General features: G+C 69.4%; 22 protein-coding genes. 6 read left to right on the top strand and 16 right to left on the bottom strand.

Features of this window, described 5'->3' with window-relative positions; all coding sequences use genetic code 11:
- Together AC1DW3_RS26285 and AC1DW3_RS26280 are read left to right on the top strand one after the other, a co-directional pair.
- A partial coding sequence (locus AC1DW3_RS26285; RefSeq protein ID WP_477936453.1) for a diguanylate cyclase domain-containing protein occupies positions 1-1,348 on the top strand: 1,348 nt, incomplete at its 5' end.
- Positions 1,349-1,441: 93 nt separating this feature from the next.
- Positions 1,442-2,569 (top strand): ABC transporter substrate-binding protein, encoded by a 1,128-nt coding sequence (locus AC1DW3_RS26280; protein WP_477936451.1) that lies wholly within the window; start codon positions 1,442-1,444, stop codon positions 2,567-2,569.
- A gap of 162 nt (positions 2,570-2,731) precedes the next feature.
- Here the strand turns inward: AC1DW3_RS26280 and AC1DW3_RS26275 are convergent, their stop codons facing one another.
- Positions 2,732-3,175 (bottom strand): Lrp/AsnC family transcriptional regulator, encoded by a 444-nt coding sequence (locus AC1DW3_RS26275; protein WP_477936449.1) that lies wholly within the window; start codon positions 3,173-3,175, stop codon positions 2,732-2,734.
- A gap of 84 nt (positions 3,176-3,259) precedes the next feature.
- Between AC1DW3_RS26275 and AC1DW3_RS26270 the strand changes: the two genes are divergently transcribed.
- Positions 3,260-3,850, top strand: a complete 591-nt coding sequence (locus AC1DW3_RS26270; protein WP_477936447.1) for a LysE family translocator — start codon at positions 3,260-3,262, stop codon at positions 3,848-3,850.
- A 12-nt stretch (positions 3,851-3,862) separates the two neighbouring features.
- Here AC1DW3_RS26270 and AC1DW3_RS26265 read toward each other — a convergent pair whose 3' ends face one another.
- From AC1DW3_RS26265 to AC1DW3_RS26215, 11 genes are all read right to left on the bottom strand, one after another.
- Entirely contained in the window at positions 3,863-4,789 is a 927-nt protein-coding gene (locus AC1DW3_RS26265; RefSeq protein WP_477936445.1) for a transglutaminase family protein, read from the bottom strand.
- Positions 4,780-7,428 carry a circularly permuted type 2 ATP-grasp protein gene (locus tag AC1DW3_RS26260; protein WP_477936443.1) on the bottom strand — a complete coding sequence of 883 codons (2,649 nt, stop codon included), beginning with the start codon at positions 7,426-7,428 and terminating at the stop codon, positions 4,780-4,782. The genes AC1DW3_RS26265 and AC1DW3_RS26260 overlap by 10 nt, the downstream gene beginning before the upstream one ends.
- A gap of 85 nt (positions 7,429-7,513) precedes the next feature.
- Positions 7,514-8,392 carry an alpha/beta fold hydrolase gene (locus AC1DW3_RS26255; RefSeq protein ID WP_477936441.1) on the bottom strand — a complete coding sequence of 293 codons (879 nt, stop codon included), beginning with the start codon at positions 8,390-8,392 and terminating at the stop codon, positions 7,514-7,516.
- Positions 8,393-8,405: 13 nt separating this feature from the next.
- On the bottom strand, positions 8,406-8,696 hold the full coding sequence (locus AC1DW3_RS26250; RefSeq protein ID WP_477936439.1) for a type II toxin-antitoxin system RelE/ParE family toxin: 291 nt from the start codon (positions 8,694-8,696) through the stop codon (positions 8,406-8,408).
- Positions 8,697-8,699: 3 nt separating this feature from the next.
- Entirely contained in the window at positions 8,700-8,930 is a 231-nt protein-coding gene (locus AC1DW3_RS26245) for an addiction module protein (protein ID WP_477936437.1), read from the bottom strand.
- Between the two features lie 23 nt (positions 8,931-8,953).
- Complete coding sequence (locus AC1DW3_RS26240) at positions 8,954-12,367, bottom strand: transglutaminase family protein (RefSeq protein ID WP_477936435.1); 3,414 nt, start codon at positions 12,365-12,367, stop codon at positions 8,954-8,956.
- 15 nt (positions 12,368-12,382) lie between these two features.
- Positions 12,383-13,327 (bottom strand): alpha-E domain-containing protein, encoded by a 945-nt coding sequence (locus AC1DW3_RS26235; protein WP_477936433.1) that lies wholly within the window; start codon positions 13,325-13,327, stop codon positions 12,383-12,385.
- Positions 13,317-13,475, bottom strand: coding sequence for an alpha-E domain-containing protein (locus AC1DW3_RS26230; RefSeq protein WP_477936431.1), 159 nt, complete (start codon positions 13,473-13,475; stop codon positions 13,317-13,319). Before AC1DW3_RS26230 ends, AC1DW3_RS26235 begins: the two co-directional genes overlap by 11 nt.
- Before the next feature lie 13 nt (positions 13,476-13,488).
- Positions 13,489-14,925 (bottom strand): circularly permuted type 2 ATP-grasp protein, encoded by a 1,437-nt coding sequence (locus AC1DW3_RS26225; protein ID WP_477936429.1) that lies wholly within the window; start codon positions 14,923-14,925, stop codon positions 13,489-13,491.
- Positions 14,926-15,062: 137 nt separating this feature from the next.
- The gene (locus AC1DW3_RS26220) at positions 15,063-17,051 is read right to left on the bottom strand and encodes a TonB-dependent receptor (RefSeq protein ID WP_477936427.1); all 1,989 of its coding nucleotides are present in this window, start codon (positions 17,049-17,051) and stop codon (positions 15,063-15,065) included.
- 64 nt (positions 17,052-17,115) lie between these two features.
- On the bottom strand, positions 17,116-17,430 hold the full coding sequence (locus tag AC1DW3_RS26215) for a hypothetical protein (RefSeq protein ID WP_477936425.1): 315 nt from the start codon (positions 17,428-17,430) through the stop codon (positions 17,116-17,118).
- A gap of 49 nt (positions 17,431-17,479) precedes the next feature.
- Between AC1DW3_RS26215 and AC1DW3_RS26210 the strand changes: the two genes are divergently transcribed.
- Positions 17,480-18,673, top strand: coding sequence for a M20 aminoacylase family protein (locus AC1DW3_RS26210; protein WP_477936423.1), 1,194 nt, complete (start codon positions 17,480-17,482; stop codon positions 18,671-18,673).
- Positions 18,670-19,212 carry a DUF1415 domain-containing protein gene (locus tag AC1DW3_RS26205; protein ID WP_477936421.1) on the top strand — a complete coding sequence of 181 codons (543 nt, stop codon included), beginning with the start codon at positions 18,670-18,672 and terminating at the stop codon, positions 19,210-19,212. The genes AC1DW3_RS26210 and AC1DW3_RS26205 overlap by 4 nt, the downstream gene beginning before the upstream one ends.
- Before the next feature lie 3 nt (positions 19,213-19,215).
- On the opposite strand, the gene AC1DW3_RS26200 is transcribed toward AC1DW3_RS26205, so the two are convergent.
- Positions 19,216-19,569 carry a hypothetical protein gene (locus tag AC1DW3_RS26200; RefSeq protein WP_477936419.1) on the bottom strand — a complete coding sequence of 118 codons (354 nt, stop codon included), beginning with the start codon at positions 19,567-19,569 and terminating at the stop codon, positions 19,216-19,218.
- A gap of 172 nt (positions 19,570-19,741) precedes the next feature.
- Here AC1DW3_RS26200 and AC1DW3_RS26195 point away from each other — a divergent pair, with 172 nt between their 5' ends.
- A complete protein-coding gene (locus AC1DW3_RS26195; RefSeq protein WP_477936417.1) occupies positions 19,742-20,434 on the top strand; it encodes a response regulator transcription factor in 693 nt (230 codons plus the stop codon).
- Here AC1DW3_RS26195 and AC1DW3_RS26190 read toward each other — a convergent pair.
- The 3 genes from AC1DW3_RS26190 to AC1DW3_RS26180 all read right to left on the bottom strand — a co-directional run bounded on the left by AC1DW3_RS26190 (position 20,431) and on the right by AC1DW3_RS26180 (position 23,401).
- On the bottom strand, positions 20,431-21,240 hold the full coding sequence (locus AC1DW3_RS26190) for a CheR family methyltransferase (protein ID WP_477936415.1): 810 nt from the start codon (positions 21,238-21,240) through the stop codon (positions 20,431-20,433). The two genes, AC1DW3_RS26195 and AC1DW3_RS26190, sit on opposite strands and share 4 nt — an antisense overlap.
- 14 nt (positions 21,241-21,254) lie before the next feature.
- Entirely contained in the window at positions 21,255-21,599 is a 345-nt protein-coding gene (locus AC1DW3_RS26185; RefSeq protein ID WP_477936413.1) for an STAS domain-containing protein, read from the bottom strand.
- Positions 21,600-21,685: 86 nt separating this feature from the next.
- Positions 21,686-23,401: a sensor domain-containing diguanylate cyclase gene (locus AC1DW3_RS26180; RefSeq protein ID WP_477936411.1), complete on the bottom strand. Its 1,716-nt coding sequence runs from the start codon at positions 23,399-23,401 to the stop codon at positions 21,686-21,688.
- Between the last annotated feature and the right edge of the window lie 106 nt (positions 23,402-23,507).

The following is a 23,507-nucleotide window of genomic DNA, read 5'->3' as shown; positions in this document are numbered from 1 at the left end:
GCCCCTGGACGGCGCCGACGGCCTGACGGGCTTCATGATCATCGAGTCCGACATCACGGCGCGCAAGCAGCTGCAGGCCCAGGCCGACGAGGCGCGCCAGAGCTTCCAGGACCTCTACGACAACGCGCCCTGCGCCTACTACGCGCTGGACCAGAACGGCCGCTTCCTGCAGATCAACGCCCTCGGCCTGAGCTGGCTGGGTGCGACGGCCGAGGAGCTGATCGGCCAGGCCAGCCCGGCGGACTTCTTCGATGCCGAGGGCCGGGTGCTGTTCAGCCAGGCCTTCCCGCGCTTTATGCGCGAAGGGAGGGTCTCGGAGCTGGAGTTCAACGTCAAGGGCCGCCAGGGCGAGGTCCGCCGCGTCAGCCTGTCCGCCACGGCCATCTACGCCCCCGACGGCCGCTACCTGCGCAGCCGCTCGGTGATGTTCGACATCAGTGAGACCCACCGCATCCGCCAGCAGCTGCACCAGCTGACGCTGGACCAGGAGGCTATGCTGGAGAGCGATCTGGTCGGCATCACCAAGCTGCGCGACCGCACGATCGTCTGGCGCAACCATGCGCTGGAGCGCATCTTCGGCTATGCCGAAGGCGAGCTGCTCGGCATGCCGGCGCGCCAGCTCTACGTCGACGACACCGCCTACGGGACCCTGGGAGCCCTGGCCTATCCGCAGCTCAAGGCCGGCGGGCGCTTCCGCACCCAGCTGCAGATGCGGCGCAAGGACGGCTCGCTGATCTGGGTGGACCTGGCTGGCGTGGAACTGCCCGCAGTCTCCAGCGAACGGGGCGGCGAGTCGCTGTGGATGATGGTGGACATCACGCAGAGCAAGGCCCACGAGGCGCGCATGGAGCGCGCTGCCCTGCACGACGCGCTGACCGGCCTGCCCAACCGCCTGCTGCTGGGTGACCGGCTCAAGCAGGCCATCGCGGGCGCGGAGCGCAACGGCCACGTCTTTGCGCTGGCCTATCTCGACCTGAACGGCTTCAAGCAGATCAACGACAACCATGGCCACGACGCCGGCGACGAAGTGCTCAAGGCCGTGGCCGCGCGCCTGCATGCCGGCCTGCGCGCCAGCGACACGGTGGCGCGGCTGGGCGGCGACGAGTTCGTCGTGCTGCTGACGCCGGCCCTGGCGCCCGCCGACGCCGAGCCGGTGCTGAACCGCCTGCTGGACGCGCTGTCCCAGCCGATCACGCTGAGCTCGGGCGAGCAGGTCGCCGTGGGCAGCAGCCTGGGCCTGGCCCATTACCCCAACAACGGCCGCACGCCGGATGCGCTGATGCGCCATGCCGACGAAGCCATGTATGCCAACAAGCGGGCCGGCCGCGCCCGCTCACGTACAAGTTAGCAAACGTTTCATCCAGGGCGTATTCACGCGCGACGCATGCCGTGGATCAATTGGTTGTAACAGCCCCCGCGGCTTGCGGCATCATTCGCGCCCATGCTGACCCGCCGCCAAGCCCATCTCGCCCTGGCCAGCCTCGCGCTGCCGGCCACATTCGCTCGCGCCCAGGAACGCCGCGCCATCGTGCTCGGCCAGTCCGTGCCGCTGACCGGCCCTGCCGCCCAACTCGGCCTGCAGATGCAGCTCGGCGCCAAGGCCTATTTCGACGGCGTCAATGCGGCTGGCGGCGTCGGCGGACTGCCCATCGTGCTGAAGACGCTCGACGACGGCTACGACCCGGTGCGCTGCAAGGCCAACACCGAGAAGTTCATCCAGGAGGATGTCTTCGCGCTGTTCGGCTATGTCGGCACGCCCACCTCGCTGGCGGCCCTGCCCCTGGTCAACGCCGCGAAGATCCCCTTCGTCGCGCCCTTCACCGGCGCCGAGGCGCTGCGCGACCCCTTCAACAAGCTGGTCTTCCACGTCCGCGCGTCCTACTACGACGAGACGGAACTGATCGTCAAGCAGCTGACCCAGCTCGACCTGAAGAAGATCGCCGTCTTCCACCAGAACGATGCCTACGGCCAGGCCGGCCTCAAGGGTGTGCAGCGCGCGCTGGAAAAACGCGGGCTGCAACCCCTGGCCGTCGCCACCGTCGAGCGCAACAGCGTGGACGTGGCCTCCGCGCTGAAGACGCTGGTGCCGGCACAGCCCGAGGCCATCGTGCAGATCGGTGCCTACAAGGGCTGCGCCGCCTTCATTCGCGAGGCGCGCAAGGCCGGCTATTACGGCCAGTTCTACAACGTGTCCTTCGTTGGCACCCAGGCCCTGGCCGATGAGCTCGGCAAGGACGCCGCCGGCGTCGTCGTCTCGCAGGTGATGCCCTCGCCCTTCGGCACCGCGGTCGGCCTCGTCAACGACTACCAGCAGGCCATCACCAAGCTCGACGCCAAGGCCGAGCCCAACTACACCAGCATGGAAGGCTATGTCGCCGCACGCGTCATCGTCGACGGCCTGCGCCGCCTGGGCGGCCGCCTCAATCGCGACGCGCTGATCGGCGCGCTGGAGACGCTGTCCGGCTACGAGTCACGCGGCTACCGGTTGCATTTCACGCCCACCAAGCATGCCGGCTCGAGCTTTGTCGAACTGTCGATGCTGACCGGCGACGGCAAAGTCAAACGTTGAAGCCCCTCGTCCAGTCTGGCCCTGCTGAACACGGGCCAGCCTGACCGGTCCCCCGAGGGGACGGCGATGCTTGCGGCATTGAGCCGCAAGCACATCGCCATACGCGGGCCGGCTAGGGGCGGCCCGGCGCTCGGCCCGCAAACCCGAATGCAGAGCGCTGGATCAGCCCCTATCGTCTTTCGGCGAGTCCATGACGATGTAGCTCGTGATCATGCTGACCTGAGGCAGGCCGCCCAGCACGTCGGCATGGAAGCGCTTGTAGGCCGGCAGGTCGGCCACCTCGACGCGCAGCAGGTACTCGAAGGCGCCGGTCACGTTGTGGCATTCGCGCACGACGGGGCAGTCCTTCATGGCCTGCTCGAAGCTCAATTGCTCATCCAGCGTGTGGCGCGACAGGCCGATGGCAACGTAGGCGACGAAGCCCATGCCGAGCTGCGTCGGGTCCAGCACGGCACGGTAGCCCTTGATGACACCCAGCCTCTCCAGTTCCTGCACACGCCGCAGGCAGGCCGAGGGGCTCAGGGCAATGCGCTGGGCCAGCTCGGCATTGGTCAGGCGGCCATCGCGGGCCAGTTCGCGCAATATCTTGTCGTCAATCGCATCCATGACCGCAGATGATTGCACAACCGGCCCCAGCAACACCGCACAACGCAAGCCCATTCGACGCCGACCTGCCTAGAGTTGCGCGCCATGGAAACCACCCTCAGCACGCTGGCCGCCCTCACCGGCTTCGCCTTCGTCATGTCCATCACGCCCGGACCCAACAACCTGATGCTGCTGGCCTCGGGCACCAACTTTGGCTGGCGGCGCAGCCTGCCGCATCTGTTGGGCATCAGCTTCGGCTTCGGGGTCATGCTGGTGCTCGTCGGCCTCGGGCTGGGCGAGGTCTTCACGCGCTACCCCGGCCTGCATGAGGTGCTGAAGTGGGCGAGCCTGGCCTATCTGCTCTACCTCGCGGTCAGGATCGCCACCGCTGCGCCACCCAGCGCCCAGGGCGGCGGCCAGGGCCGGCCGATGGGCTTCGGCGCCGCGGCGCTGTTCCAGGTCGTCAACCCCAAGGCCTGGGCCATGGCGCTGACCGCCGTGACGGCCTATGGTGAACTCGGCATCGCGGCGTTGACGGCCGTCTTCGTCCTCGTCAACCTGCCCTGCTGCGGCTCCTGGGCCCTGCTGGGCGAACAGATGCGCCGTTGGCTGCACCGCCCACGCGCGCTGCAGGCCTTCAACTGGGGCGCCGCGGCGCTGATGGTGGTGTCGGTGCTGCCGCTGCTGCGCGGCTGACCGCAGCGCGGCTCAGCCGGCCACCGGCTCCACCGTCACGCCCACGCTCAGCGTCGCCACGCCACCGCCGCGCAGCACGCCGCGCAGTGGGGCCACATCGGCATAGTCGCGGCCCCAGGCCAGCGTGACATGGTCCAGGCCCGCGGGAATGGCATTGGTCGGATCCAGCGCCAGCCAACCCTGCTCGGGGCACCACAGCTCGGCCCAGGCATGCGAGGCGTCGGCGCCGACGAGCTTGGTCACGCCCTCGGGCGGGCGCGTCAGCAGATAGCCACTCACATAGCGCGCCGCCAGGCCGAGCGACCGGCAGGCGGCGATGAAGACATGGGCGAAGTCCTGGCAGACGCCGCTGCGCTGGGCCAGCGCATCCGCGGCACGGGTCGCCACGGTCGTGCTCTGCGGCAGATAGCGCAGGTCGGTGTGGATCTGGTGCATCAGCGACAGGCCACCGGCCGCCAGCGTGCGGCCGGGCGAGAAGGCCCGGCGCGCATAGGCGGCCAGCGTCGCGTCCGGCGCCGCATAGCCCGAGGCCAGCGCGAACTCGTCGGCCTCCTGCAGCGCCCGGCCGGCGCGGTAGCGCAGGCCAGCGGCGACCGACTCCCACGACGGCCCGCGCGTCGGGTCGGGCGCCGGGCGCTCCTGCAGCTCGGCCACGAAGCGGCTGTCGACGACCAGCCTCTCGTGCACGCGCGCATGGCCGAAGCTCAGGTGGCGGTTGCCCCAGGGGTCGCGGCGCAGGTGGCGGCCCAGCTCGGCGGCGTCCAGCTCCAGCCCTTCGACACCCCAGCCATCGGGCAGCGGGTCGATGCCCAGCTGCCAGCCGCTGACCTTCTGCCACGGCGTGTTGCGCGGTGCCAGGCAGGCGGCGTGATAGGCCCATTCCACCGAGTCGTCATAGGTGTACTCGGTGACATGGTGCACGGCCAACTTCACTGCCATACGCGTTGCTCCGCGCCGATGACATGGGCGAAATAGCGCTGGCTGATGAGGCTGGACAGCTCGCCGGCCTGGGCCGCCGCACGGTCCAGCTGTTCGATCAGCGCGCCGCCCGGCGCCGCCAGCTCGGCCAGCGGCCAGGCCTCGGGCACGGGCAGCTCGGCAGCAATGTCGGCCGCCCAGCCCGGGTCGTGGCGGGCGAGCTTGGCGAAGCGGTCGCGCAGCGTGCGCGCGACCCAGGCCAGCGAGCGCGGGTTGTCGGTGTCGTGCACGAGCAGATGCAGCAGCGGCGGCGCCTCGCGGCGCGCCTGGAACTGGGCGCGGTAGGTGATGGTGGAGTCGAACACGCCGAGCAGCAGCGCGAAGCCATCCTCGGTCAGCGCGAGGTCGCGTTCGAAGGTCTCGGCCAGCACCTCGGCATGGAATGAAAGGCGTTCGATCTGGCGGCCGATGGACAGCAGCCGCCAGCCGTCGTCGCGCGTCATGCGGTCGGTCTGGGCGCCGGTGATGGCGGCCAGATGGGTGTCGGCGCGGGCCAGCACATTGAGCACATCGCTGACGGGCGTGGCCGGGCCGGGCCGGTCCAGCACGGCGCGCAGATGCTGCTCGAACTGGGCCGCCGTCTCGTGGATGAGGCGCCAGGCCTCAGGCGACAGGCGTTCGCGCAGCGCCTGGGCGCAACCCTGCAGGGCGCGCAGGTTCCAGCCGACGCTGGTGACGCCGGAGGCCGGCAGCAGGGCCGTCAGCAGCGCGCGTTCGAAGCCGCGCGGGTCGTCCTCGGCGCGTGGCGCGTCGGGGCCGACCAGGCCGTGGCTGCGCGCCAGCGCGTCCAGCAGCGGCAGCATGGGCGGCGCCATCGCGCCGCGCTGCACCATGACGCTGGCCTCGATGACATAACGCGCGAGCCGCGCGCTGTTCTCGGCGCGCTCGGTGTAGCGGCCGAGCCAGAACAGGTTCTCGGCCGCGCGGCTGGTGACGGTCCAGTGCACGTCGCGCAGGTCGGCGGCCTGCAGGGGCTGGGACAGCAGCGTCGTCGGGTCGACCTCGCCATCGGTCATGACCCAGGTGTCGGCGCTGAGCGACCCGCGCTGGATGGACAGCCAGGCGTCGGCCAGTGGATCGCGGCGCGGTGCGACGCGCGCCAGGCCGCCGGGCAGCACCTTCCAGCCGCCCTGCCCGTCGGTCAGCGCGAAGACGCGCAGCACGGCCACGCGCGGCTCCAGCGCGCCGCGCGTCCAGACCGGCTGCTTGGTGGGCTTGACGCGCGCCTGCAGCGTGTAGGCGGTGGGGTCGGCGTCGATGCGCTCGGCCAGCGCCCACAGCTGCTCGTCGGTCAGCTCGGCGGCCACGATGGGGCTGAAGCTGCGCGTCGTGCTGCTGGCCGAGAAGGTCGGCACGACGACGAATTCCGCCAGCCGCGGCCGCAGCCTGCGCCAGGCGCTGTCTTCGCCGCACCACCAGCTCTGGATGGCCGGCAGCGTCAGCTCCTCGCCGAGCAGGCTCTCGGCCACGCCGGGCCAGAAGGCGGCCAGGCCGGGGCTCTCCAGCCAGCCGGCGCCGGGGGCGTTGGCGATGATGACCTCGCCGGCCCGCGCGGCCTGCAGCAGGCCGGGCACGCCGAGGATGGAGTCGGGACGCAGCTCCAGCGGGTCCAGCCAGGTGTCGTCGACGCGGCGCAGCAGCACGTGCACGCGCTCCAGGCCGGCCAGCGTCTTCAGGTAGACCTTGTCGGCGCGCACCGTCAGGTCGGCGCCCTCGACCAGCGTGATGCCGAGATAGCGCGCCAGGAAGGCCTGCTCGAAATAGGTCTCGTTGCGCGGCCCCGGGGTCAGCAGCGCCACGCGGCTGCGCTCGCCGGCGGGCGACAGCTTCATCAGCGTCTGGATGAAATCGCGGTAGCTGGCGGCCAGGCGCTGCACGGCCATCTGGCGGAAGGCCTCGGGGAACTGCTGGGCAATGATGAGGCGGTTCTCGAGCACATAGCCCAGGCCCGAAGCCGCCTGGGTGCGCTGGCCGACCACCCACCAGTGGCCGTCGGCGCAGCGCGTCAGGTCGAAGGCCAGCACCTGCAGATGCACGCCACCGGCCGGCTGGCTGCCGTGCATGCCGCGCAGGTATTGCGGGTGGGCCAGCACGAGGGAGGCGGGCAGCAGGCCCTCGTTGAGCAGCTTGCGCTCGCCATAGGTGTCGGCCATGACGGCATTGAGCAGGCGCGAGCGCTGGGCGATGCCGGCCTCGATGCCGCGCCACTCGTCCGGCTCGATGAGCATGGGCAGCAGCTCCAGCGGCCAGTGGCGGGCCAGCGGCGCACCCTCGCGCTCGTCCTGGCCCGGCAGCGGCGGGGCGTCGCTGTGCACGTTGTAGCTGGCGCCGTCCTCCAGCACGCGGCGCTGCACGCGCAGGGCCTTGGCGCTGAGTTCCTGCCAGCCCGCGGCACCACCGGCGGCGAAGAAGCGCCGCCAGCGCTCGGCCAGGCCGCCCTGGGGCTCGCCGGGCTGGTTGACCTGGCCGGTCAGCTCGTAGAAATGGCCGTCGCGGCTGCGCAGCGCGGCCGACAGGGCCAGCGCCAGCGGGTCGGGCGACAGCACCTCTTCGGGCTCGTCGGGTAACAGGCTCCATTGACTGGGGGTGAGCTCAGACATGGGCGAGGCGTATCGATGCAGTCATGCGGCGCGTTGAGGGCGAAAGGGCATTGTCGAGCAATGTCCATGCCGCGAAGCCCTGCGCCTAGGGTGTGGGCAAAGCGTCGCCGACCGGGCCGCGCGGCGACAGGAAGGCGCGCAGCACTTTCTCGGCAGCTTCGGGGTCGTCGCGCCAGGCGCCATGGCCGACGCCGGCGAAGCGCTCGAACTGCACCCATTGCGCCGGCAGCGCCGCGACGATCTCCTCGGCATCCTGCGGCGGCGTGACCGGGTCCTGCTCGCCGGCCATGACCAGCACCGGGCATTGCACCTTGGACAGGCCCGGGCGCAGATCCATGTCGCGCAGCTCGGTGCGGGTGTGGGCGAACAGGATCTCGGGCTTGAACATCATCCAGCCGCCCGCGTTGGGGTTCTTCGGCTGCGTGTTGTAGAGATGGCGGCAGTGCTTCTCGTAGACGGCCCAGGAGGCCGGCCCGGGGTTCTCCCAGAACTCGCGCGTGGCCGCTGCGGCATCGGGCCCGCCCAGGGCGCCGAAGCGGGCTATCTTGCGTTCCAGGCCGAAGTGATGCGAGGTGCTGGACAGCACGACCTTGCTCGGATGCTCGGGGTGGCGCGCCAGATAGCGCTGCGCGACAAAGCCGCCAAAGCTCTGGCCCAGCACGATGGGCTTGGTCACACCCAGCGCATCGCAGAGCCGCACCACATCGTCGGCGAACACATCCAGCACCCATTCATCCGCCGGCCTCGGGTCGCTGCGGCCGTGGCCGCGCTGGTCGTAGTAGACGACCTGGCAGAGGTCCGTGAAGCGGCTGAAGAAGGGGCGGAAAGCGGTGTGGTCGAAACCCGGGCCGCCATGGATGAGGATCAGCGTCGGCTTCTCGCGCAGCTCCGGGCCGACGGGCTCATGGCCCAGGCCCTCGATGTCGACGAAGAGGCGGACGCCGGGTTGGATCTCGATGTGCATGATGCAGGGGGTTTCAGCGCCGCCCCTGCCTTGCGGGGGGCGGACGACGATGGTGGAAGACGGCAACCACCAGCAACTCGTCGCCGGCAGCACGGTAGTAGAGCGAGTACGGGAAGCGCCTCAGCACGACGCGACGGCAGCCTTCCTCGACCTCGGCGAAGCCGGCAGGTTGCCGGCAGGCCGACTGCAGCGCGACCTCGAAGGCGCGGGCGAATTCCTGTCCCAGGCCGGGTGCGTGAGCTTCGTACCAGGCCTGCGCTTCGAGCAGCTCGTCGCGTGCTTCAGGCCGAAAGAAAACTCGCATGGCTCAGCGTGATGCAGGCCCTGCCATCAACTCGGCGCGCACCTGCTCCCAAGGCAGAGCAGCCGACGGATCCGACTCATGCGCACGCAGGCGACGTTGCAACTCCTGCCGCTGGGCGTCGGTCAGCCCCGGCGCCTCGGCGGCGTCCAAGGCGATGCTGTCCCACAAGTCCTCGGCCAGCTGAATGCGTTCAGCCACCGAGAGCTTGCGGAGTTCGGCGAGGTCAATGCTCATGCCGTGAGTTTGCCCCAAGCTGTCTAGACCGTCTTGCGAAGATCCAGCGTGAAAGGAAACTCCAGGCTGCGTTTCGGCTCTTTCACTTCGACACGCCCCGGCGTGTGGCCGATGGCCGCAAAACGCGCCAGGCGCCGGCTCTCGGCCTCGTAGGCGTTGACCGGCAGCGTCGCGTAGTTGCGGCCGCCGGGATGGGCGACGAAGTAGCGGCAGCCGCCGAGCGACTTCTGCTGCCAGGTGTCTACCAGGTCCACCGTCAGCGGCGCATGGATGCCGATGGTGGGGTGCAGGGCCGACTGTGGCAGCCAGGCGCGGTAGCGCACGCCGCAGACGAACTCGCCGACGCGGCCGGTGGGCTGCAGCGGCACGGGCTGGCCGTTGACCGTCACGCGGTGGCGCGGGTCGATGAGGCCGGTGACATGCAGCTCCAGCCTCTCCATCGACGCGTCCACATAGCGGACATTGCCGCCGGCCGAGCCCTCCTCGCCCATCACATGCCAGGGCTCCAGCGCGCCGCGCAGCGTCAGGTGCACGCCGCGCGACGCGAACTCGCCGTACTTGGGGAAGCGGAACTCGTAGTGCGGCGCGAACCAGGCTGCGTCCATCGCGTAGCCGGCCTCCTGCATGTCCTGCATGACATCGGCAAAGTCCTCGCGGATGAAATGCGGCAGCAGCCAGCGGTCATGCAGCTCGGTGCCCCAGCGCACCAGCGGCGCGCGGTAGGGTGTTTTCCAGAAGCGGGCGACGAGGGCGCGCAGCAGCAATTGCTGCACGATGCTCATGCGCGCATGCGGCGGCATCTCGAAGGCGCGCAGCTCCAGCAGGCCCAGGCGTCCGGTCGCGGAGTCCGGCGAATAGAGCTTGTCGATGCAGAACTCGCTGCGGTGGGTGTTGCCGGTCACGTCCACCAGCACATTGCGCAGCATGCGGTCGATGATCCAGGGCGGCACGTCTCCGGCGTCACGCTCGGCCAGCTTGTGGATCTCGTCCAGCGCGATCTCCAGCTCGCGCAGCTGGTCGTTGCGCGCTTCGTCCACGCGCGGCGCCTGGCTCGTCGGGCCGAGGAAGAGACCGCTGAAGAGATAGCTCAGCGAGGGGTGGTTGTGCCAGTAGGCCAGCAGCGAGGCCAGCAGCGACGGTCGGCGCAGGAAGGGCGAGTCGGCCGGCGTGGCGCCGCCGAGCACGAAGTGGTTGCCGCCACCGGTGCCGGTGTGGCGGCCGTCGATCATGAACTTCTCGCTCGAAAGCCGCGTCAGGCGCGCGGCTTCGTAGAGGAACTCGGTGTGGGCGACCAGTTCGCCCCAGCTGTGCGCCGGATGGATGTTGACCTCGATGACGCCGGGGTCGGGCGTGACGGCCAGCAGCTTCAGGCGCGGGTCGCGCGGCGGCGGGTAGCCCTCCAGCACGATCTTGTAGCCGGTGTCCTCGCAAGCGGCTTCCACCGCCGCCAGCAGCTCCAGGTAATGCTCAAGCTTCTCCAGCGGTGGCATGAAGACATAGAGGACGCCACTGGCCTTGCCCTTGGCTTCCGCCGCGGGGCCGTTGGCGCGGCGCGGGTCGCGGGCCTCGACGCACAGCGCGGTGCGCGTGATGTCGCGGGCACTCTCGAAGCGCCCCGGTGCGGCGGGGCCTGCACCCGTGCCCCCTGCACCGCCGGCCTTGCCGCCGGGCAGCAAGCCAGGCGTCGGCCCGGCCGAGGTCACGCCCAGCGTCTGCACACGCAGTGCCGCCGCCGCGGGCAGCATGCCGCGCGGGGCGAAAGGGTCCTGCTCGATCAGATAGGGGTAGTCGCCCTTGCTGACCCAGGGCAGCGAATCCAGCGGCAGCCGCCAGCCCATCGGCGAGTCGCCGGGGTGGAGGTAGAGGCGCTCGCCGCGGAAGAACCACGGCCCCGTCTGCCAGCGCGTGCCGGCCAGCGCCGGTGAGTCGCCGCTGCGACTGATGGGCAGCACATAGCCGACGACCTGGGCCAGCCCCTGCTCGAAGATGCGGCGCAGGCGTGCCCTCTCCATCTCGTCGTCCAGGCGCGAGTCGAAGGGGTCGACGTTGACCGGCAGGCGGCGTTCGCGCCACAGGTAGTAGTAGGTGTCCTCGTAGGCGGGCTCGACATGCGTGTCGGGCAGGGCCAGGCGGCGCGTCAGCGCGCTCATGAAAGCCTGGGCGTGCGTGCTCGTGTAGGCGTGGCCTTCCCGCTCGTCGGCGAACCAGTCGGGGTTGCGCCAGCAGGGCTGGCCGTCGGCACGCCAGTAGATGGACAGGGCCCAGCGTGGCAGCTGTTCGCCCGGGTACCACTTGCCCTGGCCGAAATGCAGGAAGCCGCCCTGGCCGTATTCGTCGCGCAACCGGTGCGTGAGCTGCTGGGCGCTGAGCCGCTTGGTGGGGCCGAGCGCCTCGGTGTTCCATTCGGGCGCGTCGCGGTCGTCGATGGAGACGAAGGTGGGCTCGCCGCCCATGGTCAGGCGCACGTCGCCGGCGGCCAGTTCGCGGTCCACCTGCTCGCCGAGCGTCAGCACCTCGGCCCATTGCTCTTCGGTGTAGGGCTTGGTCACGCGCGGCGACTCGTAGATGCGCGTGACGCTCATCTCGTGCTCGAACTCGACCTCGGCCTTGTCGACAGCACCGCTGATGGGCGCGGCGCTGCCGGGCGTGGGCGTGGCGGCCAGCGGGATGTGGCCCTCGCCCGCGAGCAGGCCGGAGGTGGGGTCCAGGCCGATCCAGCCGGCGCCAGGCAGGTAGACCTCGCACCAGGCGTGCAGGTCGGTGAAGTCGACCTCGGTGCCGCTGGGGCCGTCCAGCGCTTTCTCGTCCGGCGTCAGCTGGATCAGATAGCCCGACACGAAGCGCGCCGCCAGGCCGAGGTGGCGCATCAGCTGCACCAGCAGCCAGCCGGAGTCGCGGCAGGAGCCCGAGGCCTTGGCCAGCGTCTCCTCGGGCGTCTGCACGCCGGGCTCCATGCGGATCAGGTAGGAGACGCTGCGCTGCACCCTCTGGTTGAGCTCGACGAGGAAGTCATTCGTCGAGCGCCGGTCGAGCGGGATGTCCTTCAGGTAGGCGGCCAGCAAGGGTGTCAGCGGCTCGACCTGCAGATAGGGCGCGAGCTCGATCTGCTGGACCTCGTCGTACTTGAAGGGGAAGGTCTGGGCGTGCTCCTCGAGGAAGAAGTCGAAGGGGTTGTAGACCGCCATCTCGGCGACCAGGTCCACCGTGACGGTGAACTCCGTCGTCTTCTCGGGGAACACCAGCCGCGCGAGGTAGTTCGCGAACGGGTCCTGCTGCCAGTTGATGAAGTGGTCCGCTGGCTCGATTCGCAGCGAATACGACAGCACCGGCGTGCGGCAGTGCGGCGCCGGCCGCAGGCGCACGACCTGGGGGCCGAGGCTGACCGGGCGGTCGTATTTGTAGCGGGTGACGTGTTTGAGGGCGACGTGGATTGACATGCGTGGCCCTGTGGCTCAAGTCGAAGGAACAAGGAAGTCGCGGCTGATGGCGGCACCGAGGTCGGCCACCTCGGCGAGGAAGCCATCCAGGAAAGGGTGCAGCCCCTGCGCCAGGATCTCGTCGATGCGGCCATAGGCCAGTTCGGCCTCCAAGCGGCCGACGCGGCGCAGGGTCTCGTCGGACTGGGGGTTGGCCACACGCTTGAGGTTGGCCTGCATGCGCGTCATGCAATGCGAGAGCGAGCGCGGCATGTCGGGGCGCAGGATCAGCAGCTCGGCGACCTTGTCCGGCTGGATGACGTTGCTGTAGACCTTGCGGTAGATCTCGAAGCCCGACACGGAGCGCAGCACGGCCGACCAGTAGTAGAAGTCGCGTGCCGCGTCGCGCTCCGTGCCGGTTTCGTCCTGGCGATAGAACTTGATGTCCAGCAGCCGCGCCGTGTTGTCGGCCCGCTCCAGGAAGGAGCCGATGCGGATGAAGTGGAAGGCCTCGTCCTGCAGCATGGTGCCCACCGTCACGCCGCGCGACAGGTGACTGCGGTACTTGACCCACTCGAAGAGCTGCGACGGGTCGCGCGCCAGCAGGCCTTCGCGCAGCAGGCGGCGGAACTCCAGCCAGGTCTGGTTCATGGTCTCCCAGACCTCGGTCGTCAGCGCCCCGCGCACGGCCCTGGCGTTCTCGCGCGCGGCGCGCAGGCAGTTGAAGATGGACGACAGGTTGGCCTCGTCGGCCACCATGAACTCCATGACGCTGCGGCCGTTGATCTCCGCATACTTGGTGCCATAGAGGCTGTTCAGCTCGGAGATGGATACCAGGCTGCGCCAGGTCTGCTCGGACTCGCTGGCCGACTGCGGCTGCAGGGAGGTCTGGTAGGCGATGTCGAGCAGACGCGCGGTGTTCTCGGCCCGCTCGATGTAGCGGGACATCCAATAGAGATGGTCAGCAGTCCTAGACAGCATGCTTCGACTCCGAATCGTTGGCCGAGAACACAGCACGCGCTGGCGCGCGTCGCGGTGTTTTGCCTTCGGCGCAAGCGCTGTGCGCTTGAACGGCGCGCTCGATGTAGCGCGACATCCAATAAAGATGGTCAGCGGTTCTAGAAAGCATCTGGTTCTCTCCCTCAGTCTTCCAGCACCCAGGTGTCCTTGGTGCCGCCGCCCTGGCTGCTGTTCACCACCAAGGAGCCCTCCTTCAACGCGACCCGGGTCAGGCCCCCGGGCACCATGCGCACCGACGACCCCGACAGCACGAAGGGTCGCAGATCGATGTGACGCGGCGCTATGCCACTCTCCACGAAGGTCGGGCAGCTGGACAGCGACAGCGTCGGCTGCGCGATGTAGTTGCCGGGGTTGGCGATGAGCCGGGCGCGGAAGGCCTCGACCTCGTCCTGGGTCGCCGCCGGGCCGACCAGCATGCCGTAGCCGCCGGCGCCATGCACCTCCTTGACCACCAGCTCGGACAGATGCGCCAGCGTGTAGGCCAGGCCCTCCTTCTCGCGGCAGACATAGGTCGGCACGTTCTGCAGGATGGGTTTTTCGCCGAGGTAGAACTCGATCATCTTCGGCACATAGGGGTAGATGGACTTGTCGTCCGCGATGCCCGTGCCGATGGCGTTGGACAGCGTCACCTTGCCGGCCTTGTAGGCGCCGACCAGGCCCGCACAGCCCAGCTGCGAATCGGCACGGAAGACCTGCGGGTCGAGGAAGTCATCGTCCAGGCGGCGGTAGATGACGTCCACGCGCTTGGGGCCGCGCGTCGTGCGCATGTACACAAAGCCGCCGTCGACGAACAAGTCCTGACCCTCGACCAGCTCCACGCCCATCTGCTGGGCCAGGAAGGCGTGCTCGAAGTAGGCCGAGTTGTACATGCCCGGGGTCAGCACCACGACAGTGGGGTCGGACACCCCCGAGGGCGCGACGCTGCGCAGCGTGTCCAGCAGCAGGTCGGGGTAATGGGCCACCGGCGCGATGCGGTGGCTGACGAACAGGTCCGGGAAGAGCCGCATCATCATCTTGCGGTTCTCGAGCATGTAGCTCACGCCGCTGGGCACGCGCAGGTTGTCCTCCAGCACGTAGTAGTCGCCCGTGCCGTCGGCATTGCCGGCGCGCACGATGTCGACGCCGGCGATGTGGCTGTAGACATTGCCCGGCACGTCCACGCCCATCATCTCCTTGCGGAACTGGGCGTTGTTCAGGATCTCGTCGGCGGGCACGATGCCGGCCTTCAGGATCTCCTGGTCGTGATAGACGTCGTGGATGAAGCGGTTCAGCGCCGTCACGCGCTGGGCCAGGCCGGCCTGCATGGACGTCCACTCGGACGCCGGGATGACCCGCGGGATCAGGTCGAAGGGGATGAGGCGCTCGGTGCCTTCGCCCGAGTCCTTGTCGCCATAGACGGCGAAGGTGATGCCAACGCGGCGGAAGATCAGTTCGGCCTGCTCGCGCCGCTCGCGCATCAGCGATTCGGGCTGTTCGGCCAGCCAGCGGGCATAGGACTCGTAGTGGGCGCGGGTCTTGTTCGACCCTGCCGCATTCATCTCGTCAAAGGCGGTCTGCATCGTCGCTCCTGTTCCCTGCCGTGCGACGCAAGTTCCGCGCCCGCGCAAGAAGAAGCTTCTGGTGCGTGCACGCACGACTTGCGTGCATACCGCCCGGTGCGTGGGCGGCATGCACGGTTGTACACCGCCTTCGACCGTCAGAAACGCAGTTGCAACCCTGTACTCGCCGACCGACCTGGCTGGGGCGACAGGTCGCGGATGGTCGGCACGGCCGTCGCGTTGTAGGCCAGCTTGTTGCCCAGGTTGTCCAACTTCAGATACCAGAGCGCGTCCGTCTGGCCCCAGCGCAGCTGGCGGGCAAGACTCAAGCGCACGGTGCCGTAGCCGGGGGTCGGGGTGTCGAACTGGGCCACCCGGCTCTGGCGCGCAGAACCGCGCCATTCCAGCTTGCCCGACCAGTCGCCCTGCCTGGCCTCCAGGCCCAGCATGGCGCGCAGCGGCGCCAGCCGGGGCAGCGGCTCACCCGTCGCCCGGTTGTCGCCGCGCACGGCGTCGAGCTGGCTCAGCAGCGCAACGGCAGGGTGCAGCTGCCAACGGCCTTCGAACTCGACGCCGCGCAGTAGAGCCGGGACGGCCTGGAAGTTGTAGACCGGCACCGCCTCGCCGTCGTTGTCGGCCGTCTCGCCGGTGGCCTGCAGCGCGATGTAGTTGGCAAAGCGCGTCTCGTAGACGTTGACATGCACATGGCTGCCATCGCCTTCCCACTTCAGGCCGATGTCGGCCCCCTTGGAGCGCTCCAGGCCGAGGTTGGCGTCACCACGCTCGTAGGCGGCGCTGGCCAGATGCAGGCCATTGGCGAACAACTCGTAGTAGGCGGGCGCACGCTGGGTGCGGTTCAGGTTGGCGCTCAGGCTCCAGGCCGAATTCAGCGGATAGACGCCGCTGAGTGCGACGCTGACGGGCTTGAAGCGCCTGGATGCCGCCGCGCCGAAGCGCTCGCCACCGTCGGAGTCCACCGTCACGCTCTCGGTGCGCGCGCCAGCCGACCAGTCCACGCCGGCAAGCCTCGCCTGCTCCAGCAGGAAGACGCCGGTGTTGCGCGTGCGGGTGCTGGGCACGAAGGCCTCCTCACCCAGGGCGGAGAAGTCCAGCGCTTCGGTCTGCAGGCCGATCAGGCCCTTGACAGGGCCCCACGGTGTCTGGATCGCAGCGTGCTCCACCTCCACGCGGCCATCGGTGCCGGTGCTCTTGAAGGTCGTGCCGACCTCGCCCGTGCCTTCCACCTCCTGGTGCTCATAGCGGTTGCGGCTGAGCTGCCAGCTGATGCGGTGGATGGGGCCGTCGGCCGTCGCCCACTCACCCGCCGTGGCCAGGCGCTGGCGCTGCATGCGGATGGTCACGTCCTCCTCGGCCGTCGTCCCGTAGTTGGTGTGGAAGTCGTCCACCGACACGCCGGCAAAGCCGCCCTGGAAGAACACCGAGCCGCCCACCGCGCCACCATGGCTGCGGGCGGCCGAGTTGCGCACGCTGGTGCGGCTTTCACCCTCGCTGTCGAAGCGCGGCGCGGCCTGGTCGCCGGCATCGCGGCCGGACAGGTCGACGTGCCAGCCGAAACCGGCATGCGGCTGGCCGCTGCCGCCGTCCAGCACGAGGGCGCCACTCCTGTCGCGCGAGGCGCCGCCCAGGCGCACCTCGGCCGCGCCACTGAGGCCATCGATCAGCGTGCGGGGAATGCGGTTGTCCAGCGTGTTGACGACGCCGCCGACCGCGTTGCCGCCATACAGCAGCGCCGCGGCGCCGCGCAGCACTTCGACCTTGTCGATGACCAGGGGGTCGATGGCCACGCCATGGTCGAAGCTGAGATTGGACGCATCCACCGACGCGCCCGAGTTGCTGAGGATGCGCACCCGGTCGCCATCCAGGCCGCGGATGCTGGGCCGGCTGGCATTGGGGCCGAAGTTGGTGGCGGCCACGCCGGGCAGGCCCTGCAGCGTGTCGCCGAGGTTGGCGGCGCGGGTCAGCACCAGCTGGTCACCACCGAGGGAATCGCTGGGCTGGGCCAGCACCTGGCTCTTCAGCGGGTTGCCGGTGACGACGACCTTGTCGAGGGATTCGGCGGGCTCGGCGTGAGCGGAAAGGGAAACGAGGCAGGCAGCCGCAAGGGGCGCCAGGGCAAAGGAACGCATGAGGGGTACTTCCGCAAGAAAACGCAAACACCCGCGCCGGTTTCAGGCGCGGGAAGGCTGGAGTTCAGGCGGAAGCGGGGGGTGCCCGGGCGGGCGGCAGGCCGAGGCTGACGGCGCGCGGCGCACCGCCGCGGGCCACCAGCGGGGCGGCATGCGTGGCCGTATCGGCCACCACGGCCACCGGCTCGGCGGCCGGCGCGCCCGTGCCAAGGTCGGCGGCGGTCAGGCAGAGGTCGCAATGAACCAGGTGGGCGATGCCATCGTCCTGGCGGTCGGCACTGACGTGCGACAGCGCATGCACCCCTGCCATCGCTTGCGCGAGGGGCAGGAGAAAGGCCAGCCACAAAAGCCAGCCGCGGACGTTGCGACGCAGATTCACGGCCGCAATCCTAAACTCGACCCCTTACAGAGCCTGAAGTCACCCTCTCATGAAGCTCATCGACACCATCCTCGCCGACGCGCCGGCCATCACGGCCATCCGCCGTGACCTGCACAAGCACCCCGAACTCTGCTTCCACGAGCAGCGCACCGCGGACGTCATCGCCCAGGCGCTGACCGACTGGGGCATCCCCATCCATCGCGGCCTCGGCACCACCGGCGTGGTGGGCATCGTCAAGAACGGCACATCCGACCGCGCCGTCGGCCTGCGTGCCGACATCGACGCGTTGCCGATGACCGAGCGCAACCAGTTTCCGCACGCCAGTTCATATCTCGGCCGCATGCACGCCTGCGGCCACGACGGCCACACGGCCATGCTGCTGGCCGCGGCCAAGCACCTGGCCAAGCACCGCAACTTCGACGGCACGGTCTACCTGGTCTTCCAGCCCGCCGAGGAAGGTGGTGGCGGCGCCCGCGAGATGATCAAGGACGGCCTGTTCGAGAAATTCCCGATGGAGGCCATGTTCGGCGCCCACAACTGGCCCGGCATGAAGGCCGGCCAGTTCGCGCTGAAGAGCGGCCCGGTGTTCGCGTCCAGCAACGAGTTCAAGATCACGCTCAGGGGCAAGGGTTCGCACGCCGCCATGCCCCACCTCGGCCTGGACCCCGTGCCGGCGGCCTGCCAGCTCGTCACGGCCTTCCAGACCATCGTCAGCCGCAACAAGCGCCCCATCGACCCCGGCGTCATCTCCGTGACGATGATCCACGCCGGTGAGGCGACGAACGTCGTGCCGGACTCCGTCGTCATGGAAGGCACGGTGCGCACCTTCACGCTGGAGTTGCTGGACCTGTTCGAGCGCCGCATGAAGGAGATGACCGAGCAGCTCGCCGGCGCCTTCGAGCTCACCGCCGAGTTCGAGTTCCGCCGCAACTACCCGCCGACCATCAACCACCCCGCCGAGACCGAGTTCGCGCGCCGCGTGCTGGCCGACATGGTCGGTGCCGACAACGTGCAGGAGTTCGAGCCGACGATGGGCGCCGAGGACTTCAGCTACTACCTGCTGGACAAGCCCGGCTGCTATTTCCTCATCGGCAACGGCGAAGGCGAGCACCGCATCGGCGGCCATGGCATGGGACCTTGCACGCTGCACAACCCCAGCTACGACTTCAACGACGATTTGATCCCGCTGGGCGGCTCCATGTGGGTGCGCATGGCTGAACAGTGGTTGAACACGCCGCGATGAATTCCGAACAGATCATCCAGGACACCCGCGACTGGGTCGTCAAGGCCGTCATCGGGTTGAACCTCTGCCCCTTCGCGAAAGCCGTGCACGTCAACGAGCGCATCCGCTATGTCGTCAGCGAGGCGACCGATCCGGAACAGCTGCTGAAGGACCTGGCGCACGAGCTGCTGGCGCTGAACCGCGCCGACCCCGAGGAAGTCGACACGACGCTGGTCATCCATCCGAACGTGCTGACCGACTTCCTCGACTTCAACGACTTCCTCGACGCGGCAGACGGGTTGGTGGAAGAGCTCAAGCTCGACGGCATCCTGCAGATCGCCGACTTCCACCCCGGCTACCAGTTCGACGGCAACACGCCCGACGACATCGCCAACTACAGCAACCGCTCGCCCTACCCCACGCTGCACATCCTGCGCGAGGACAGCATCGAGCGCGCCGTCGAGTCCATGCCCGACACGGCCTCCATCTACGAGAACAACCTCGAGACGCTGGACAAGCTGGGGCACGAGGGCTGGGCAGCCCTCGGCCTGAAGAAGTAGCCGCTACTCCTTCACCCAGGAGAACGCGCCGCCGCCCTTCTTGGGTGAATTGGCGCGCGTGCGCAGCACCGCGTCGAAGCCGCTCTTGCCACCGTTCCAGATCGCCGTCAGCAGGCTGACGACATCATCGCGGGTGTAGGCGTCGAGGTCGGCGCGGAACTGCTTGATGGCCGCGGCCAGCATGTCGCGCGGCAGCTCCTGGTGGGTGGCCAGCACGAGAAACATCGCGGCATAGAGATCGGGCCAGGCCGCGCACAGCGCCTGGATGCGCCGCAACGCCTCCGCCGGTGCAAAGCGATGACCGGGCTGCAGCCAGTCCAACTCGTCGGGGCCTTCGTCTTGAACGTCGTCGTCCATCGCGGTCTCCTCGTGCCGCTCGCTGGCGGCTTGATTTATCACAGCGCCCATCTAGTGTCAGTCATTTATGACCCAAAGCGTGCAGCAAACCACGTTCCGATGGCTTTCCGAGACGCCCTGACGCCTCAGTCATGCGGCAAACTCCGCGGTTGCTCCCGTGTCCAACGCCGCCATGCACCCCAAGACCCTCGCCCTCATCGACGACGACGCTGAGTACTCCGAGTTCCTGACCCAGCATCTGCAGGAGCAGCAGGGCATCGCGGTCAGCCGTTTCGACGACAGCAACGCCCTGCTGGCCTCGCCCGAGGCCTTCAACTTCGACTTCTATCTGGTCGACCTGATGCTGCCCGGCGTCAACGGCGTCGAGCTCATCAAGATCCTGCGCCGGCGCACCGACGCCGGCGTCGTCGTCGTGTCCGGCCGCCTGGGCCCCGAGGTCTTCCGCGAGGTCATCACGGCCGGTGCCGACATGTACCTCGTCAAGCCGGTGCAGTTCGAGCAGGTGTCGCTGGCCATCGCCGCCGTGCAGCGCCGCGTCGCCAAGCCATCGGCAGCCGATGCGGTCTGGAAGCTGGACCGCGCCAGCGGCGAACTCGTCGTGCCCGACGGCACGCGCATCCAGTTGAGCGAGGCCGATCGGCAATTGCTGGAATGCTTTGCCCAGGCCAATGGCGAACCGGTCACGCGCGAGGCCCTGCTGAACAAGCTCGGCCGGGAAGTGCCCGATGGCGAGACCGACGACGGCCTGTCGGCCACCATCTACCGCCTGCGCCGGCGCATCGAGCGCGCCACGCCCACGCTGGTGCCGCTGCAAAGCAAGTCGCGCGTCGGCTATGTCTTCCGCGCGCCGCTGCAGCTGATCTAAGCCTGTTTTCTGAACACGCCCGGCGCCAGCTTCTCCAGGCCCGCCAGGCTCAGGTCCTCGCCGGCGCCGATGAAGAACAGGCCACCGGGCCGCAGCTGAGCCAGCACGCGCCCGACGACGGCCTGCCGGGTCGCCGCGTCGAAATAGAGCAGCGCATGGCGCAGCAAGACCGCGTCGAAGGGCCCGAGTTCGCCCACCGGCTGGCGCAGGTCCAGCCGCATGAAGTCGACACGCTCACGCAGGGCCGCCTGCATCTGGATCAGGCCGGCCGACCCCTCCTTGCCGCGCACGCCGTAGCGCCTGAGCCGCTCGGGCGTCAGCTGGCGCAGCCTGTCCTCGGCATAGATGGCCTCGAAGCCGGCGCGCAGCGCGCGCTCGCTGATGTCGGTACCGAGGACGGACCAGTCGGCGCCGATGCGGCCGGCCTGCTGCAGGTCGGCCAGCAGCATGGCCAGGCTGTAGGCCTCGTCGCCGAAGGCCGCGGCCGCGCTCCACAGCCGCAGGCGCGGCAGGCGCATGCCGCTGAGCTCGGACTCCAGCAGCTCGAAGTGGGCGGGCTCGCGAAAGAAATGGCTGTCGCCGGTGGTCAGCAGGTCGATGGCCAGCTGCAGCTCGGCAGCGCCGTCCGCGCCGGCGATCAGCGCGACATAGGCCTCATAGCTGTCCAGGCCCAGACGCTGCAGCCGCGGCGCCAGGCGCGACGCGACCACGGCACGGCCGGCCGTCGAGAAGCTCAGCCCCACCGCCTCCTGCATCAGCTCGGCGAGTCGCACACAGGTGGACTCGCGCAGTTCCTGCAACAACATCGATCAGGCGACCCTCATGGCTGCGGCTCGCTGGCGGTGGATGCGATGAGGTCGGCCAGGCCGAGAGCCCGGCAGGCATGGGCGAGGACGTCGCTGGCCCGCGTCAGCTGCAGGCGCTGGCCGCGCGCGCTGAGGGCATGCGCCAGGGCCAGCAGGCTCTGGGCACCGGCGGCGTCGAATTGCTCGACGGCCGATCCATCCAGCTCGATGACCTCGGCGTCGCCGGCGCGGCTCTCCAGCTCGACCAGCCACTGCGAGCGCAACTCGGCCGCCGTGTAGACGCTGATCTCCGCTGGCAGGCGGCCCCAGCAGACGCTGTGCGGCAGCGTGGCAGGGGCGGAAGTGGCCAGGGACAACATGGGCCCAAGCCTAGGAGGCACCGGCGGCGGCGGCTGCGGGGAGTTCTTGACCCCGCCTGTCGGGCCGCCTCCAGACCCGCCGCGGTTCAAGCCACGACTGCGGCCGTCTTCAACACGACGGCATTGCGTCCGCCGCGCTTGGCCTCGTACAGCGCGGCATCGGCGCGCGCGATCAGCGGGCCCACGTACTCGTCATCCGGCGAGGCCAGGCTGACACCGATGCTGATGGTCAGCTTGCCGACCTCGGGGAAGGTTGCGGCCTCGACAGCGGCGCGGATCTTCTCGGCCGCCATGACGGCCTCCAGCGGCCCGGCCAGCTCCGGCAGCAGCACGGCGAACTCCTCGCCACCGAAGCGGGCCGCGACGTCGCTGATGCGCACGTTGGCCTGCAGCATGGCGGCAAGCTGGCGCAGCACGGCGTCGCCGGCCGGGTGGCCATACACGTCGTTGACGCGCTTGAAATGGTCGACGTCCACCAGCAGCAGGCCGTGCACGTGGCCGTTGCTGACGCCGTAGCGGCGGTCCAGGGCCTGGGCCTCGGCCAGGCGCGCGTCCAGGCTGCGGCGGTTGTGCAGGCCGGTCAGCGGGTCGCGCGTGGCCAGGTGTTCCAGGGCCGCGTTGGCGGCCTGCAGTTCGGCGGTGCGCTGCTCGACCTGGGCCTCCAGCGTCGCATTGGTCTTCTGCAGCTGCTGCTCGGTGTCGAGCAGGGACGTCGCCATGGACTGCATCGCATCGCTGAGCTGGGCCAGCTCGCGGGCCGCCGGCTCGGCGGGGAATTCGGGGATGCGGCGCTCCGCCTCGACGCGCTGGGCGATCCTGGCCAGTTGCTCGACGGGCCGGCTGATGCGCCGCGCCAGCAGCAGGGCGGCCAGCGTCAACGCGGTGGCCATCATCAGGCCGAGCAGCACCAGCTCGCGGCGCAGCTCGCGCACCGGGCGCATGGCCTGCTCCAGCGGCTGGCGGGCGACGATGCGCCAGCCGAGCTCGGCATTGGTGCGCGCCTGCAGGGCGGCCTCGCTGGTCAGGTATTCCTTGCCGTCGCCAAAGGTCTGCCGGCCTTCGATGCGGCCATTGGCGAGGTTGCTGGGCAGCACGGCCGCGCCGGCGCTCTGGGCGAGCTTCATCGCCTCCGGGTAGAGGATGCGGCCCTGGCGGTCGAGGATGAGGGCGTCGATGCCGCTGCCGGGCTGCTGGCGGCGTACCGTGCCGTCGACGATGCCGGTGATCCAGCGCCAGTGCGCATGGGCGCCGACGACGCCGCGCAGCCGGCCTTCGGCATCGCGGATGGGGGCGGCGAAGTCGATGAAGCGCGTCGGCTCGCCATTGGGCTGGGAGGGCAGCATGGTGGCGAGCAGCTTGGCCTCGTGCACATCGCCCACATAGACACGCTCGCGTGCCGCGATGAACCATTCGCGCTGGGCCACTGAGCGCCCGGTCAGCATGCCGCCGGTGGCCTGCAGCACGATGCCGTCGGGGGCAGCGACGCCCATCCAGGCGAACTCGTCGTGCAGGGCCTGGCGGCGGTCCAGCGCCTCGCGCACGGCAGCGGCGTCAAGCTTGCCGTCCACGAGATGGGGTGCGATGCTGAGCAGCTCGATCTCGCGCTCGCGGTCGCGCAGCTGGGTGGCCAGCAGCTCGGCGGCGGCCTGGGCCGTGGCCCGCACGGCCGACTGCTGGGCCGTGTAGAGCTCATCGGTCGCCAGGTTGCCGAGGTAGCCGCCGACGCCGGTCAGGATGGCCAGCGCGAGGCCGCCCAGCACCAGGCTGAGCTGGCTGCGCAGGCTGAGCGGGCCCTTCTTCATGACAGCACGATCCATGGGGCCCGCAGCCTAGCGGGACCGCAGCGCGGCGTCGCGTGACCCGGCACGGTTTCAGCCGTAAAAGTCGTGTCGGCCATCACGCTTGGCG

Source organism: Roseateles sp. P2_H4 (genome assembly GCF_056403315.1).
This window is presented reverse-complemented; position numbering and strand designations above follow the sequence as displayed.